The organism is Endozoicomonas sp. ONNA2 (assembly GCF_024606365.1).
In the GTDB taxonomy this organism is placed as follows: Bacteria; Pseudomonadota; Gammaproteobacteria; order Pseudomonadales; family Endozoicomonadaceae; genus Endozoicomonas.
Genome location: NZ_JAHHPO010000424.1, coordinates 1 through 16,165 on the forward strand (window position 1 = coordinate 1; position 16,165 = coordinate 16,165).

Here is a 16,165-nt window from a genome sequence, read left to right on the forward strand (position 1 = left end):
TGAAATCATATATTTCTGACTCCTTGTGCCGGCACTCTGTTTCGTTACAACTCCGGTCACATAGCTACGGCTATGCTCCCTCCGTTGTGCCTCACAGAGTACCAGCCCAAGTAGCCAGAAATATTCGATTCCATATGGCCAGCTACTTATGTACCTGCAAATCAGAGGTCATGTCTCTCAAACCATTAACACGAATCAATGGAAACTGTCCTCAGGAAATCACGCACCGAAAGACAAGGCTTGATAGCCTGAGTCAGATTTCAACTTTTTTACGGCCTGCCAGGGCATGGGCCAGGGTACCACCATCGACAAACTCAAGCTCACCACCCAGGGGCACACCATGGGCAATGCGAGTGACCGTCACACCGGGCGATTTCAGCTCTTCAGCAATATAGTGAGCCGTGGCCTCGCCTTCTACCGTGGGGTTGGTGGCCAGAATAACCTCTTCCACCTGGTGATCAGCCACCGCCTTCAACAGTTGTGCAATGCCAATATCTTCTGGCCCGATACCATCAATGGGCGACAAATGCCCCATCAACACGAAGTAACGCCCTGAAAATCCACCAGCTTGCTCAAAAGCCATGACATCGGAAGGATTCTCGACAATACACAACAGTTTTTCATCCCTGCCGGGATTGGCACAGATCTGACAGACAGGCTCTTCTGTCAGGGTACGGCAATGTTGACATCGACCCACCCCTTCGGCAGCCTGCCTGAGAGCCGCCGACAAGCGTATGGCCCCGTCACGGTCCCTCTCCAGCAGGTGCAACGCTATTCTTTGAGCCGAACGCGGCCCCACGCCTGGCAGACAACGTAATGATTCCATCAATTCCCTGATCAAGGGGCTGAACATAAACGAAACCTGAATGCAATTTTAACGTTGCCCGACACCAATTATCTCTGGACACCATAGTCAGTGTCAGGCGCAAGGGATTCAAAATGGTAATTTCATACCAGGTGGAAGACCAAGTCCTGAGGTAAGCTCAGCCATTTTTTCCTTGTTGTTCTCTTCCACTTTACGGACCGCATCATTTATAGCAGCAGCCACCAGATCTTCCAGCATCTCCTTGTCTTCTGACAAAAGGCTCGGATCTATCTCCACATTACGAACATCATATCGACCGGTCATGATCACCTTAACCAGCCCGGCACCGGCTTCGCCAGTCACTACTGCATTGGCCAACTCCTCCTGGAGCTTCTCCATTTCTTCCTGCATTTTCTGGGCCTGTTTCATCAGATTGCCCATGCCACCTTTAAACATATTGACCTCTGCACAAAAACACTCAGGGAGAATCACCGGAGTTCACCGGGAATCCCGCCCGGGCTTTCTACTTGATGATATTACCAACGGGTTGAATCGAGTCATCCAGCACCCTGGCCGAAAAGGTCTCGACCAACCCCTTCACCGTGGCATCTGAATAGATACTCTCTTTTGCTTCCTGGAGACGCTCGGCAATTTTTCGCTCGCGCCATGCTGCAGGAGTTTCATCAACAATACGACCAGTGTCAATTGACAGTTTAACGGACTGTGCAAAATAATCACACAGCGCTTTTTCCATACGCTGTCGATGGGTGTCGTTGTAGAGCGTGCTGCGCTGTTCATCAAGTCGCAAGCGAATAACACCGTACTCGCTGTCAGCCAACTCACAATGGGAGGCAATGGTGCCGGTCACCCCGCCCAGGGGAAGGCTACGAAAGACCTGAACCCAGCTCACATTATCCATTTGCGTGAACGGCACCCGATCTTCTTCTGCCGTTAATTCCACTGCAGCCCTGTCCGTTGGAGCACTAACAGCTGGCAAACTCAGGGAATCGTGAGCAGGGGTACGCGTTGCAGCTTCCTGATAATCCACGTCGGTAGTCCGATGTGCGTGCATATCATTCACAGCAGTATCATGAACACCATAAACGGGTGACTCAGCATTGGCCTGGTCATTAACTGATAGTGGGACCGCCTCCGGGATCAGTGGTGTATTTTTGCTGATCTCTGCCTGAGAGGATATTGCCACTGGTGATGTCTCATCAGCAATAGCAGGAGGCTCAAAGGTATCCCTGTGACCACTGGTCCGGACCGGCGGATTTTCCTGTGCAACCGTTTCATGAACAACAGCAGAAGGAGCAACTTGTTGAGTAACAGGCTCAGGCTCCGGATCAGAGGCACCGTCTTCAGCAGAGGAGGTGTTGTGAGATGAAGAGCCTTCAGCGGATGAAGAGCCTTCAGCGGATAAAGAGCCTTCAGCGGAAGAAGATGCGACATTATTTGCTGACGACATTGTTGCCACCGGTGTCACATCCTGTTTTGCAGCAGAAATAGCCAGCGGCCTGCCAGCCGCTGGCGCACCATCAGGCCTGAATGCCAACATACGCAGCAAGGCCATTTCAAAACCACCACGAGGGTCCGGTGCCAGGGGCAGGTCTTTCTTGCCCACAAGCCCAATCTGGTAGTAAAGCTGAACATCTTCGGCGGTCATTGCTGATGCCAGCGCTATGACCTGTTCACGATCCCCCTGACTGTTATCAACGGCATCGGGCACAGCCTGGGCAATAGCCACCCGATGCAACAGGGACAGCATATCATCCAGCACTGCCAGATAATCCGGCGAATGTTCCGCCAGGGATGAAACAGAGCCCAGAATATGAGCCGCGTTGGCTGTGGATAGCGCCATCACTATCTTCATCACCTGCCCCTGGTCAATGGTACCCAGCATCGCCCCCACCTCAGCCTCACTAACCCGGCCGTTGCCAAAAGCAATGGCCTGATCCGTCAGGCTCAGGGCATCACGCATACTGCCATCGGCTACACGGGCCAGCTGCCACAGGGCTGCCACTTCACAGGGGATCTGTTCCTGTCCCAGGATATTCTCCAGATGGCCGACAATTCGCTCTGGCGTCATATTCTTCAGGCTGAACTGAAGACAGCGGGACAAAATAGTCACCGGCAACTTCTGAGGATCGGTGGTTGCCAACAAGAATTTTACATGAGGAGGCGGCTCTTCCAACGTTTTTAACAACGCATTAAAACTGTGCGCCGAGAGCATGTGCACCTCATCGATCAGGTACACCTTGTAGCGCCCGCGGGTTGGCGCATACTGGACGTTATCCAACAGCTCCCGGGTATCTTCTACCTTGGTTCGTGAGGCAGCATCCACTTCAATCAGGTCAACAAACCGACCATCATCGATCTCTTTACAGGCTGAACACTGGCCACAGGGGACCGAACTGATACCCTGCTCACAGTTCAGACACTTGGCAAAGATACGGGCAATAGTGGTCTTACCCACACCCCGGGTACCGGTAAACAGGTAGGCATGGTGAAGACGATCCTGATCCAGGGCATTAACCAGCGCCTGAAGAACATGGGACTGCCCTACCAGCTCTTTGAAAGAACGGGGTCGCCATTTGCGTGCAAGAACCTGATAGCTCATTGAGTAGCGTCAATACCTGATTAAAGAGTATCTATGCTAACCAAGAAGCCTTGAGATTGCACGATCAGGACGTGTTTGGACTGTGTTTTTAAGAGAATTGTTGAGAGTTTTCAGAAGGGTTTTTGAGAGTTTTGAAGAATAAATTCGGATAGCCCAAAAAAATTGGAGGCAAACCTTGCCAGCCTCACCCCGGCACATAATGTCCCTACTACCGTTGCTCCCTTCCGGGCCTGGCGGGGTTCGTAGCTGATTATTGCGGGGGGACCGGCAAGGTCCACCAAAGAAGCCGGGACATCACGACCCGGTGCAACGCATTCTGCATAAAACCCGACCTGACGTCAACTGCCAGCGTGCACGTGGCTATCATTTTGTTTAGGGGCAAGCCCCATGTTAGCCCAGAAAATACAGGATGATCACCTCACCAGGGCCATGATGCCAAACACAGCGAGCAACAACGTAACCCAACGGCAAGGACTGTTGTATTCGGGGATGGCCGTCACATTCCACGCCTCTGTGAGAGCGATGGGAATATCAACAGACGTTATTTATTTTTCCGTTCATCACAGTCTGCGGGGGGTTGATTCGATGCCCCGTGTTCAGTGATTACCGACCGCTCCTTTTTGATCTGTTCCAGGAGTTCATTAAGTCTCTCTTCATTCACTGCGCACTTTTGATGAACACGGCTTTGCCCATCGTGTAGTAGCCCAGGCTTTTCCATTAGCTTTGTATTGAGTTCAAGCAGTTCATTAAGTCCCTCTCTATTCGTTCCGCACATTTGACGAATAAGGCTTTGCCCATCATATAGTAACTCAAGCTTTTCCCTTAGCTTTGTATCGCGTATATGCGACAAGTCTTGTAGTTGTTCTGCGCAATTCGTCGTTTATCAAAAGCCTTAGCGATGGCTGTAGCAGCGAATACTGAAGTACCAGCGATAGGATAAGCTTGAGGATGGGCCCATACCGCGTAGGCAGCAAACCCAGAAAAATTGGCCACAACAACAGGATAAATACGTCGCAGCCACACAAATAGTCCGTCAAGTCTGGGGATGGTGGTACACCGTACATTACTGGTAACTCCTATTGATTAATATGAGATTCTACTCAATTTTTGCCAAGAGTAGCGCTGGAACAGTCGAACACTCTGGACTGATATGTATTCAGACTATATTTCCAGAAAAAAGTTCAAACAGTCCCGGTCGAACCAACCCGGATTCTCCGAGTCCCACACGAACTCCCCAAGCTCAGCATCCCTCTAACCCAAAGACATGATTGAAAAAGACAGAGCATCAGGCAGCATTGAGTTGATAGCCAAACGTTTTCTTTAACCGCTCAATATAGTCCTCATCACGGCACAGCGTCTTACCGGGACTGTCTGAGAGCTTGGCAACGGGCGCCCCATTCAGCTCCGTTAATTTCAGGACTATATTGGGCGCATTAAAACCCATATCGTTGGTGAGATAGGTGCCAATCCCAAAACTGACATTAATTTTACCAGCAAACCATTGGTGGATAGCCAAGGCTTTCTTAAAGTTCAGCTTATCACTGAACACCAGACTTTTGCTGCGAGGGTCAATACCCAGTCGGTGGTAATGATCAAGCGCCAATTCCCCCCAGACAAAAGGGTCACCGGAATCATGCCGCATTCCCTGGTAGGCCCTGGCCAGCTCAACATCAAAGTCCTGCAGAAACGCGGCCATGCTAATGGTATCAGTGAGTGCTATGCCGAGCTGACCTTGATATTCATCGAGCCATACCTTTAATGCATCCTTTTGACTGGTTCGCAGGCTTTGGCCCAAAGCCTGATGGGACTGCAGCCACTCATGGGCCATGGTGCCTACCGGTTTCAAGCCAAGGGTTCTTGCCAGATTCAGATTACTGGTACCCATAAAGTTATCCGGCAACCGGTGCTTCAGGCTTTCCACAACATGGTAGTGCCAGCCCCTTGAAAACCGTCGACGTGTGCCAAAATCGACCAGTGTTATACCACTATCGCCTGGCAGTTGGTTCAGCTTCTCATCCAGGCGACGCTGGCCTTGGGCAATCACACCCTCCTGACCTCCCTGACCATAAAAACTGTAACCATGAAGCTCGCTGATAATCGCCAGCAGGAATATTTCAAAGTGGGTAATTTCACGCCAGAGTCCCTCAATCACTAACGACAGGCGACCATTGGTCTGGGCAATGGTAACGGCATGGGGGTCAAGCCGGAAATCCGCAAGATACTCGATAAAATCATCCGCAATGAATGGCAAGGCAGACAGCCACTCAAGCTCTTCTGAGCCCAGGCGCAGCTCACCCAGAAATTCACACTGCCTCTTCAGTTGTTTTTTCGACAGGACTGGCTGGTCAGTCCGGCAATGAAACTCCATGCGAGCCCGGGCATCCGGATAACGGTGCATCATTGACTGCTGCATGGTGTATTTATACAGGTCGGTGTCGAGAAGGGTTAGTATAATCGGGCTATCCATTCGTCTTTCCTTCAGATAGCGCTGGCATCACTGACAGTATCAGCCATGATCAGGTCGTCCGCACTGTCAACCAAAATCACACCGGCGGCGTTCAATTCAGTTATAGCAGCAGCGATGGATGATTCAGCCAGGCCCCGGGTAGCGGCACGATTGACATACACCTGAAAACCAGCCCGCTGCAGTTGCAATGCTGTGGTTTTTACACAGAAATCAAGTGCCAGGCCACCCACTAACACGGTGGTGATGTCTTTATTTGCTAAAAATTCGATAACGCCTGTACTCAGCCGCTCTGCCAGGTCATGGAAACAGGCACCATAAGGGTGGATATCCACCTCAACTCCCTTCCAGACAAAATAATCATACTCAGTGATGTCGGGAAGCCCACTTACCAACTCGAAACCTTTGGTTCCGGGTACTGCATGTCGATTCCAGCGCAGATCAACATTTTTATGACCGGTTACCGGCGTCAACTGCGGGTGTTCTTCTGCCGCCACCCATACTGCATCGGCTGGATGCGCATCCTTGGAGCCCACACGGACAACCGCCAGCCGGGCCTGTCGATTCAACTCAGCAACGATATGGTGGCCGTCTGGAACCGGGAGTTCATCCGGACACAACGGGGTGAAACAGTTCTGGGCATCCACATCAAAAGCGGCAATGGTCTCCCTGGACCCAATGGCATACATTATTTACACCGTGACAAAAGGAATATGATTCATTAACATAGTGAGTTATGTTCCCTAACCTGTCAACCAAAGCATTTTAATAAGGACCTGGCAATGAGCCCAGACCCGATAAAGAGCCTGAACACGGCACTTATCTCTATTGACCTGGTCGCGTTTCAACTCAGCACAAAAAACAGCCTTAGGGTGCTTGTTCACCAGTTACCGGAAAATAACTATCCTCAGTTACCGGCTGGCAGAATTGAGCCTGAATTTGATCACTGCCTTGAAGATACGGCAAAACGACAACTGAGCCGACTGACTTCAGAGCCCGCCACCTATTTCGAGCAGGTCGTCACCATTGGTGATAACCAAAGAGATTCCCGGGGCTGGTCATTAACCGTCGTTTACTACGTGCTCATGCGTCCGGGCAATGAGCAGTCATTAAAAGCTGGTGCGGCATGGGTTGATGTTGTGAATGGTCAACCGGCAATGACACTGGCCTATGATCACAACCAACTGGTAATGGAAGCACTGGACAGACTGAAAAATAAAATACAGTACAGTGCGCTACCTGTTTATCTGCTTCCCGCAGAGTTCACATTAGCCGACATCCAAAATGTCTTTACTGTGATTCTCGACAAAGCTCCGCCGATGCGCTCGATCCGCAACCGATTCCTTAATTGCGATCTTCTTGAGGATACCGGAAAAAAGCGTTACGGGAGCAACAGGCCCGCTACGCTATACCAAACAAAACGACAGTCAGAAACCTGGTTATTTGACAGGCTCTATTTAACAACGAAGGTTTAGGTGATCCGGAATTGGAATCAATGATCTCCCGAGATCTATATTGAAAGCCAGAAAAGTTCATTTATAGAAAAGGAATAGTAAGAATAATGACAACTTGAATTAATCTGCTATTAATTTATTCAGAGCAAGCTATCCATGCTATTTGAATTGAAAATTTCAAACCAAGGTTCAAGCATTTGCTTATCCTATAACTTATCCTACTAATTCTATAATTCATTCTATAATCTATTCTATAAAGAGTATCTTTCAAAGATGTATTTTACTACGCCACAACTCAGCACGTATCCTGATACCACTATCGTACAACCAATTCCCAATCTTTCGCAGTTTCAACCAGTAATAAACTGGAAGCACAGAGAAGTCGCCCTGTCAAGACAGCCAACGGGCCAACAATTGTATTCTTCCATGTTACCTGCTCCCAATTCCCGGGCAATTCATTACCCGGTTTCAGTTGCAAAACCTCTTATGATAATACCATTACCAAGTGACACTTGCCGATCTGCTGCCGGTTCACTAACACACCCTGAAGTGCCTGTTTTATTCCCCACGCAAAAGACAGGCCTTTACCCTGGCCAACCAATTTTTCAGCCGACATTAATCACCTTTAGCCCCACCCAAACAGGCCTGACTTCCAGTTGTATCCCCCAAGCGGCTATTCCAGATACTATCATGCAATTTTTACCCCGAGTGTCAAAAGATCCAACGCATCCAATAGAGCCACCATTGATTACACCTGAAAAAAGATGGGATGTCCTGAAAATCAAGAATCTCGTTATCTCATACGGCGGAAGCAAATTAACTGCAACGATTGATAATATTTCAAACGACCTTCGGGCTGGCACTGGCCATATCCGACTGAAATCTTATAATCTGAAAGTTGGCCTGCGCTTTATATCACCATTAAAAGTCAAAAATCCGATCTCGTTACCAGTACAGGGGAAACTATGCTATACATCGAAACACGCTCTGCATCGCTACTTAGACAGTCAACCTGTCGGATGCTTTACTAATCAAAAATATCAAAAAGTGGCCATCGAATATATTCCTATCTTTCTGAAATGTAATAATGAAGACCTGTCATCTATTACATTATCTCCCGACACCACTGAACCATTGGAAACAGACCAGGAAATAGCAAAAATCAAAGATCATCTGAATTATCTGAATAACCAAAGAGTCAATGCCAGGATAACATTCTTTGACTCCAGGAAAGTTGGAGGAATAGCTTGCCATCACGATAAGACATCAGGTTATTTTACCTATTTTATGTTCAAGATGCCTCCAGCTTATAAGGGAATGTCAGCCCTCGCTCTCAAGAAACAGTTTAGCCACGTGAGAGCCACCATAGGCCATTGCATGAGTGACGCCAAGTTATCCATTTATGTTGCATCGCTGGGTGTAGACAGTTTTCTGAATCAAGACGCACACAGAAACAGAAATGGAACCATTCAGATATTCTCACACTCCGCTGAGCTTTTAACAGATGATTAATCCAGATGATATTATCTAATCCCAGAGATCAATATCACTGGCGATTATTTTTGGCTTAATCATTGAACCTGTTATTTAGATATTTAACAAAATTAATCAGGCAAAAAGTGTTTACAATGAATAACTTTCCTCTTAGAACCCCAGAATATGATCAGCACAGTGTACCAGAGCAACTTCAGTTGACTCATCCTCAACAACAGCCTCCCTATGTACCAATTCCCTACTGGCAGAGATGGAATATAACACACACAAATCATGCGGTACCGCTACTTCATCAGCCCACAAACTTCCCGAATCAACAAGAGCCGACGTTCACATCTTATTCCACCCCGCCGGGATACACGAGATTTAATAGTCCTGTTTTAGTCGTACAACCACAAATGCAATACAATTTATCACCGGAACCCGCCTATATCCCACATACCCCCTACTCCGCGGCAACAAGCAACCCTGGAGTCCCCTGCAGCGAAACCTGTGAGCACGAAACCGGGTATGCGAGCAGCTGCCCTGAAGGTTTTAGTGCTTCGTTTGCTCAACATGATACCGAACATTCCATACACACATTACCCGCCTCTTTGCATGAAACAATTGGAGGTGCTGAAACAGCTGCCACAATTTGCAACGAGGTATCTCATGTGACACTCCCTGACAGCGATCACACCAGTCTGCAAACCGCTACTCAAATACCACAAATGCCCATAACCAATGCATATTTGCCCCCCCTCAACCCTGTAAATAATGTCCATATGGTTCGCTTTTATCCCTTGCCGGTACCATTTTTTCATTTTTCTTCACCGCAAAATCAGATTGATTGGGAGCCCTCCCCACCTCCAGAGCGGTCGGATCAGATGTACGATGGTTCATTTAATGCCGAAAATACTGAGGAAATAGCCGGTTTCAGTTCACTTTCGTTATGTGAAAAAAATGAGACTGCGGCTAACTATTCTGCAAACCAGATGAAAGCGGACCATAGTAATCCTGAAGCCACCACTGTGTACCCACCTCAGGGTTATGTAAACCAACAGCCCTTGAACTGGATGTCTTTCCATAGCAAGGAGCACGCTGAAGTAATGAAGTATTTGAATCATTTTCGAAATAAACAGATAAGCGGCGAGATTTTTTATGTTACACCCCAAAAATGCAATTGCCTCGGTAGTACTCATCACGGCAAACTGAAGATCAAATTACGCATCAGGCTCCCTGAAGAATTCTGCGTGTTCTCCGTTGAAAAAATCAAGAGTATGAAGGTAGATGGCAAATTAACATTTAATCCGTACCAAATAGATGAGTATATTCAGAATCAATCTGAAGGGGCTTTTTATGACGAACGCCTCCAGGGCGCGAAGCACGCAAAATACATTCCCATCTGTTTAGCAGCTAACGCATTTATTGATAACAATAGAAGAATAACAGCTCAATCCCTGCGAATACTGTCTCATATCCAATCACTTTTTGGGCAGCAAGTGGACGCTGACGTCGTGTATTTTTTTGAAAACCACAAAGGTGGAATTGCCCGACATTTTGATGAAGAAAGTGGCATTTACACCCGCTTTGTCTTCAAACTAACAGATCAAAAGTTCAAACTCCCGATAGAGGAACCATTCAAAAGGTATCCCAGATTGCGGGCAAAAATATTGCCGCTGGATGATGTAACATTAAAAGCCTACGTTTATGGTTTGGGAGATTCAACCTTTATGAGGGACTATTCGATCCGTAACATCCAACTGTATTCAAGCGAGGTTTCTTTTTTTACGAACGATGACTGAGGGTAAAATCGGAAATATAATTTCATTTGGTTAACTCCTTATCGCTCAATCCGCCAGGTTGTACCCTCTCTGCTGTCCTGAAGGATAACTCTCAGGGCTGCAAGCTCATCACGAATACGATCTGCTTCGGCAAAATCACGGCGTTTTTTGGCATCGTTGCGTTGCTGAATCATGTTTTCAATCATGGCTTCATCCACATCCGTACCGGATTTCAGAAATGCTTCCGGGTCCCCCTGTAGAATACCCAGAATACCACCCAACTTGACCAGCAGCGCAGCCAGTGGCAAGGCCGCAGATTCGTCCTGACTGCGTACCGTGTTGAGGTGACGCACCAGCTCAAACAATACGGCAAGCGCTTCCGGGGTATTGAAGTCATCGTCCATAACTGTGAAGAACCGCTGCTCAAACGCATTATTATCTGTTGCACACACCCCCGCCAGATCAAGTCCTTGCAACGCGGTGTACAGACGCTCAAGGCGCACACCCGCTTCTTTCAGGCTGTCTTCGGAATAGTTGATCGGGCTGCGGTAGTGGCTGGATATCATAAAGTAGCGAACCACTTCTTCATCGTACTTATCCAGCACTTCACGGATGGTGAAGAAGTTGCCAAGGCTTTTGGACATCTTCACATTATCAATACGGATAGCACCGGAATGCATCCAGGTATTGACAAACCTGGCACCGTTACACGCTTCACTCTGGGCAATCTCATTTTCATGATGGGGGAATTTCAGATCAGAACCGCCGCCATGAATATCGAAGGTATCGCCCAGGCAGCATTTACCCATAACAGAGCACTCAATATGCCAGCCCGGACGGCCCTCACCCCAGGGCGATGACCAGCTCGGCTCACCGGGTTTGGCAGCTTTCCACAAAACAAAATCCAGCGGGTCTTCTTTTTGCTCTTCCACCTCAATTCGGGCACCGGCTTCGAGCTCTTCAAGAACCTTGCCGGACAGCTTGCCGTACTCCGCAAACTTATGTACCCGGTAATAGACATCCCCATTACCCGGTGCGTAGGCAAACCCCTTTTCGATTAACTGTCTGATCATTTCAACCATGGCTGGCACAAACTCGGTTGCCCTGGGCTCATGGTCTGGTGGCAGATTACCCAGCCGCTGGAAATCTTTCTGCATGGCCGCAATCATACGAACGGTCAGGGCCATAAAATCCTCACCATTTTCTGCCGCCCGGCGAATAATCTTGTCATCCACATCTGTGATATTGCGAACATAGGTCAAATCGTAACCACGGGCACGCAGGTAACGAGCCACCACATCGAAAGCGGTTACCGTACGGGCATGACCAATATGACAGTAGTCGTAGACCGTCATGCCACAGACATACATGCGCACGTGATTGCCAACCAGGGGGGTAAACGGCGCTTTCTTACGGGTCAGGCTGTTATAAATCTGCAGCACTTTATCGGTATCCTGTATTCAGGCTTTATTCGCCCAGGTATCTTTCAAGCCAATAGTCAGATTAAACACCGGGTGTTCGGCGCAGTGGTCATGGCGGTCAGCAACAAAGTAACCCACCCGTTCAAACTGGAAAGATTGTTCCGGCGCCGCATTCACCAGCGATGGCTCAACCCATGCCGGTATCACCTTCAGGGAGTCGGGATTAATATGACTCAGAAAGTCCTCTGCATCACGATCCGGTGCCGGGTGGCTGAACAGACGATCGTACATTCTCAATTCAGCCTGTTTACTGTGGGACGCTGAAACCCAGTGAATAACCCCCCGCGGGCGAATACCTTCCGGTGGATCTTCCCCCACAGTCCCCGGTACATAAGAGGCATGAACTGCAACAACATGGCCATTCCCATCACGGATAACGGCTTCCGCCTTAATGACACAGGCACTTCTGAGACGAACATAATCCCCAATCACCAGCCGCTTGAATTTCTTGCGCGATAGCGTGGTATCTTCGCTGAAGTCTTCCTGATCGATATAGATTTCCCGGGTAAACGGCAGGGTTCTCTGTCCCAGTTCCGGACGGTTGGGATGCACCGCTGCCATCATCTCCTGCACCTCCCCTGCCGGCAGGTTCTGAATCACCAGTTTCAGGGGAGCGAGTACCGCCATGGCACGGGCGGCATTGGTGTTCAGGTCATCACGAATGGCATGCTCCAGCATGGACACATCAGCGGTACCGTCGGATCGACTGACACCCACCATCTCGGAAAAGCGACGAATAGAATTCGGGGTGTAACCACGACGACGCATACCGGAGATGGTTGGCATACGGGGATCATCCCACCCGTTCACCACACCTTCATCCACCAGCTTCTTCAACTTGCGCTTGGAAGTCACCGTGTAATTCAGGTTGGTACGAGCGAACTCATACTGGCGGGGTCTGGCCGGAACGGGCAGATTGTCCAGAAACCATTCATAGAGAGGACGATGATCCTGGAACTCCAGGGTGCAGATAGAATGGGTAATATGCTCAATGGCATCTTCCTGACCATGGGCAAAGTCGTAGCTGGGGTAAATACACCACTTATCTCCAGTCTGATGGTGAGGCAACTTGCGAATTCGATAGAGAACCGGGTCCCGCATATTCATGTTGGGACTCTGCATATCGATTTTAGCCCGCAGGGAAGCCTTGCCTTCCTCATATTCACCGGCCCGCATTTTTTCAAATTCCGCCAGGTTCTGGTTGACGGACTTGTTTCTGTCAGGACTCTCAATACCGGGCTTATTAAAATCCCCCCGGTTAATGCGCATGGATTCAGCGTCCTGATGATCAACATAGGCCTTGCCTGCACGAATCAGGTGCAGGGCCCAATCATAAAACCGGTCAAAATAACTGGATGCAAAACGAACCTCGCCGGACCACTGGAAGCCCAGCCAGCGGATATCTTCCTGAATGGCATCCACATAGACCTGCTCTTCTTTTTCCGGATTGGTATCGTCAAAACGGAGATTGCACTCACCCTGGTACTTTTCAGCCAGACCAAAGTTCAAACAGATAGAAGTGGCATGGCCAAGATGGAGAAATCCGTTCGGCTCTGGTGGAAAACGGGTATGAATACCACTGACACGGCCCTCAGCCAAATCTTTTTCAATAATCTGTTCCAGAAAATTTCTGGTTTTTTCGGTAGCAGTCATTGTCACTGATGCATCTGATAAGGGTTACTGGCGAATGCTGTTTGTGCGAAATAATCGGCTGAGACTACCATATCTGCCAACACTGGAAAATAACTCATTAGCCTACTGGCACAATATTCAGAGACACGACTTGTAGCATACCCATATACCGATACCGGTTTTATCAATGGGTTTTACACGGTTACGGGAAACACCTACAATGCGTGATTTTTCACTCCCTTCTCAGAGTCTGTGGACGTTATTTAGCAAAAGACGTTATTTAGCAAAAAAGTGGTGCCCCTTATGATAGTTGTATTACACACCAATTTCGGTGATATCAAACTGGACCTGGATGCTGAAAAAGCACCAAAGACCGTTGCCAACTTCCTGGAGTATGTTAAAAGTGGCCATTTTGATGGCACTATTTTCCACCGTGTTATTGATGGCTTTATGATTCAGGGCGGTGGCTTCTCGCCGGGGATGGTCCAAAAGCCAACCAGAACGCCTATCGACAATGAGGCAGACAATGGCCTGAAGAACGAAACGGGTTCTATTGCCATGGCCAGAACCACGGACCCGCACTCGGCATCTGCCCAGTTTTTTATCAATGTCAACGACAATCACTTCCTTAACCACAGCGCCAAAACCAGTGTTGGCTGGGGTTACTGTGTATTCGGCAAAGTCGTTGAAGGTATGGATATCGTCAACAAGATCAAAGGCGTCAAGACCACATTCCGCGCTGACTACCAGGACGTTCCCGTCGATGACGTCATTATTGAGTCCGCTGAAACCCTTGAATTGGCAGAGGCTGTCGGGACTTTGGAAACCACCTGATGAAGGCGCTGTTTATTTCAGACCTGCACCTGACTCCACAATGCCCGGCCATTGCCCGGGCATTCTGCCATTATCTGGCCGATCGAGCCCCGGAGGCTGATGCCCTTTATATTCTGGGTGACTTTTTTGAATACTGGGTGGGTGATGATGCCATGGACGACTTTCAGCACGATATTGCCAAGCGACTCAGAAATTATACCAACAGCGGCAAGACCCTGTACCTGATGCCCGGCAATCGGGATTTCGCCATCGGGAAAAGCTTCCTGCAAGCAACCGGCGCACAGTGGCTGAAGGACCCGACACTGATCACGATTAATAACCAGAAAATCCTGCTGATGCACGGTGACTCACTGTGCACGGATGACAAACAGTATCAACGCTACCGAAAAATTATCCGCAACCCCCTGGTTATGGCCCTGCTGCGCATGACCCCTTTGTCTTACCGCAAAAACCTGGGCCGTAAAATCCGGCAAAACAGCAAAGCGGCCAAAATCGGAAAAGCGCCAGACATTATGGATGTTACGCGCTCCGAAGTTGTTGATGCGATGGAAAGGTACCAGGTAGATACCTTGATCCACGGCCATACACACCGCCCGGACATCCATGAAGTTGCCTTGAAATATGGAGTTGGCAAACGCTATGTATTGGGTGACTGGACTAATAAAGGCTGGGAGATTGAGCTGGACAACAACGGCATAACGCTGGATGCCTTTCCAATTAAACATCCATGATCAGAGAATAGTCATGTCACTACTCCAAACGAAGGCCCAAACGACGGTGAGTCGCTATGAAAACCTGACAGAGCCAACCATTCCAAAGGTACATGAAAAAATAAAAGTCATAATTTTTCCAAAAAAATTGAACTAATCATTTCCCGATATTGTCTTAGTAATTGTCCCGAAATAACACCGACATTTTTTGCTGATGGAGTCCTCTTCATAGGCAAGAAGGAAAACAAATGTCGAAATTATTTCCGGACAATTACCTGAATTCAGGTTACTTATTGTTGGGCTAAATATTAATTATGAGGAAGCTATTATGATTTCTTGTTCCGCCTCCTGCCGTGGTACATCACAACACATCAATTCACAGGAAACCCGTCCTTCACTCTCAAATACTGAGAAGGCCGTGAAATATGGTGTTCATGGAATTATGATGCTTAATTTTGGATTAGCGACTGTCCTAGCCATCGATAAAATACAATCTCATTTTAACCAACCTGCCAAAGATTTTGTAAACGATTATTGCTTTGGTAATGTAACGACTGTAGCTGCATATAATGCAAGAGAGGAATACAAACAACTACTTTTGAAAGATCAGGAAGTTTCAACACTTTTCTGCAAGTCAGTGATATCAGGAGCAATCATAATTGCTTCAAATATTTTTTATAACGTGGGTTCAAGATTTTTCTGTTTCCCCAATACCACAAATCAGCCTACGCACCGTCCATCTGCTGAGGAGCCTAATAACGAGCAGTCAGCTATGGTCTGACGAAAAATCAGGGGCACCACTGTGAAATCGGAAAACCGGGTGAGATGACTCAATGACATTTTGCTCGATCTCGCCAAATGCCGCCACCCGATCAACAACCGATGCCCCATTAATCGCCTCTGCCAAT

At 48.3% G+C, this 16,165-nt stretch carries 13 protein-coding genes and 1 other RNA gene; 6 read left to right on the forward strand and 8 right to left on the reverse strand.

Annotated elements, in window-relative coordinates:
* Positions 1-253: 253 nt before the first annotated feature.
* From recR to KDK14_RS07610, 6 genes are all read right to left on the reverse strand, one after another.
* Positions 254-853 (reverse strand): recombination mediator RecR, encoded by a 600-nt coding sequence (recR, locus tag KDK14_RS07585; RefSeq protein WP_257264467.1) that lies wholly within the window; start codon positions 851-853, stop codon positions 254-256.
* A gap of 81 nt (positions 854-934) precedes the next feature.
* The gene (locus KDK14_RS07590; protein WP_257264468.1) at positions 935-1,261 is read right to left on the reverse strand and encodes a YbaB/EbfC family nucleoid-associated protein; all 327 of its coding nucleotides are present in this window, start codon (positions 1,259-1,261) and stop codon (positions 935-937) included.
* A 67-nt stretch (positions 1,262-1,328) separates the two neighbouring features.
* Positions 1,329-3,425 (reverse strand): DNA polymerase III subunit gamma/tau, encoded by a 2,097-nt coding sequence (dnaX, locus tag KDK14_RS07595; protein ID WP_257264469.1) that lies wholly within the window; start codon positions 3,423-3,425, stop codon positions 1,329-1,331.
* A gap of 173 nt (positions 3,426-3,598) precedes the next feature.
* Positions 3,599-3,695: signal recognition particle sRNA small type (ffs, locus tag KDK14_RS07600), an RNA gene on the reverse strand.
* Between the two features lie 1,015 nt (positions 3,696-4,710).
* Positions 4,711-5,892, reverse strand: a complete 1,182-nt coding sequence (gene pncB / locus KDK14_RS07605; protein WP_257264470.1) for a nicotinate phosphoribosyltransferase — start codon at positions 5,890-5,892, stop codon at positions 4,711-4,713.
* Between the two features lie 11 nt (positions 5,893-5,903).
* A complete protein-coding gene (locus tag KDK14_RS07610) occupies positions 5,904-6,578 on the reverse strand; it encodes an isochorismatase family protein (RefSeq protein ID WP_257264471.1) in 675 nt (224 codons plus the stop codon).
* Positions 6,579-6,671: 93 nt separating this feature from the next.
* On the opposite strand from KDK14_RS07610, the gene KDK14_RS07615 reads away from it, so the two are divergent.
* The 3 genes from KDK14_RS07615 (at position 6,672) to KDK14_RS07625 (ending at position 10,621) form a co-directional block, all read left to right on the forward strand.
* Positions 6,672-7,364 carry an NUDIX hydrolase gene (locus KDK14_RS07615; RefSeq protein WP_257264474.1) on the forward strand — a complete coding sequence of 231 codons (693 nt, stop codon included), beginning with the start codon at positions 6,672-6,674 and terminating at the stop codon, positions 7,362-7,364.
* A gap of 405 nt (positions 7,365-7,769) precedes the next feature.
* Positions 7,770-8,855, forward strand: a complete 1,086-nt coding sequence (locus tag KDK14_RS07620) for a hypothetical protein (RefSeq protein WP_257264476.1) — start codon at positions 7,770-7,772, stop codon at positions 8,853-8,855.
* A gap of 116 nt (positions 8,856-8,971) precedes the next feature.
* A complete protein-coding gene (locus KDK14_RS07625) occupies positions 8,972-10,621 on the forward strand; it encodes a hypothetical protein (protein WP_257264478.1) in 1,650 nt (549 codons plus the stop codon).
* 38 nt (positions 10,622-10,659) lie between these two features.
* Here KDK14_RS07625 and cysS read toward each other — a convergent pair whose 3' ends face one another.
* Together cysS and KDK14_RS07635 are read right to left on the reverse strand one after the other, a co-directional pair.
* Positions 10,660-12,039 (reverse strand): cysteine--tRNA ligase, encoded by a 1,380-nt coding sequence (cysS, locus tag KDK14_RS07630; RefSeq protein WP_257264484.1) that lies wholly within the window; start codon positions 12,037-12,039, stop codon positions 10,660-10,662.
* Positions 12,040-12,060: 21 nt separating this feature from the next.
* A complete protein-coding gene (locus KDK14_RS07635) occupies positions 12,061-13,734 on the reverse strand; it encodes a glutamine--tRNA ligase/YqeY domain fusion protein (protein ID WP_257264479.1) in 1,674 nt (557 codons plus the stop codon).
* A gap of 285 nt (positions 13,735-14,019) precedes the next feature.
* On the opposite strand from KDK14_RS07635, the gene KDK14_RS07640 reads away from it, so the two are divergent.
* The 3 genes from KDK14_RS07640 (at position 14,020) to KDK14_RS07650 (ending at position 16,038) form a co-directional block, all read left to right on the forward strand.
* The gene (locus KDK14_RS07640; protein WP_373691048.1) at positions 14,020-14,547 is read left to right on the forward strand and encodes a peptidylprolyl isomerase; all 528 of its coding nucleotides are present in this window, start codon (positions 14,020-14,022) and stop codon (positions 14,545-14,547) included.
* Complete coding sequence (locus KDK14_RS07645) at positions 14,547-15,278, forward strand: UDP-2,3-diacylglucosamine diphosphatase (protein ID WP_257264481.1); 732 nt, start codon at positions 14,547-14,549, stop codon at positions 15,276-15,278. Before KDK14_RS07640 ends, KDK14_RS07645 begins: the two co-directional genes overlap by 1 nt.
* Before the next feature lie 307 nt (positions 15,279-15,585).
* Positions 15,586-16,038 carry a hypothetical protein gene (locus KDK14_RS07650; protein WP_257264482.1) on the forward strand — a complete coding sequence of 151 codons (453 nt, stop codon included), beginning with the start codon at positions 15,586-15,588 and terminating at the stop codon, positions 16,036-16,038.
* Positions 16,039-16,165: the final 127 nt, after the last annotated feature.

What these genes read in the sequence shown, in the direction of transcription:
- pncB (WP_257264470.1), bottom strand. Translation starts at nt 5,892, where the DNA reads ATGGATAGCCCGATTATACTAACCCTTCTCGACACCGACCTGTATAAA.
- KDK14_RS07620 (WP_257264476.1), top strand. Translation starts at nt 7,770, where the DNA reads ATGTTACCTGCTCCCAATTCCCGGGCAATTCATTACCCGGTTTCAGTT.
- KDK14_RS07645 (WP_257264481.1), top strand. Translation starts at nt 14,547, where the DNA reads ATGAAGGCGCTGTTTATTTCAGACCTGCACCTGACTCCACAATGCCCG.
- KDK14_RS07625 (WP_257264478.1), top strand. Translation starts at nt 8,972, where the DNA reads ATGAATAACTTTCCTCTTAGAACCCCAGAATATGATCAGCACAGTGTA.
- KDK14_RS07650 (WP_257264482.1), top strand. Translation starts at nt 15,586, where the DNA reads ATGATTTCTTGTTCCGCCTCCTGCCGTGGTACATCACAACACATCAAT.
- dnaX (WP_257264469.1), bottom strand. Translation starts at nt 3,425, where the DNA reads ATGAGCTATCAGGTTCTTGCACGCAAATGGCGACCCCGTTCTTTCAAA.
- KDK14_RS07590 (WP_257264468.1), bottom strand. Translation starts at nt 1,261, where the DNA reads ATGTTTAAAGGTGGCATGGGCAATCTGATGAAACAGGCCCAGAAAATG.
- KDK14_RS07635 (WP_257264479.1), bottom strand. Translation starts at nt 13,734, where the DNA reads ATGACTGCTACCGAAAAAACCAGAAATTTTCTGGAACAGATTATTGAA.
- KDK14_RS07610 (WP_257264471.1), bottom strand. Translation starts at nt 6,578, where the DNA reads ATGTATGCCATTGGGTCCAGGGAGACCATTGCCGCTTTTGATGTGGAT.
- recR (WP_257264467.1), bottom strand. Translation starts at nt 853, where the DNA reads ATGTTCAGCCCCTTGATCAGGGAATTGATGGAATCATTACGTTGTCTG.
- KDK14_RS07615 (WP_257264474.1), top strand. Translation starts at nt 6,672, where the DNA reads ATGAGCCCAGACCCGATAAAGAGCCTGAACACGGCACTTATCTCTATT.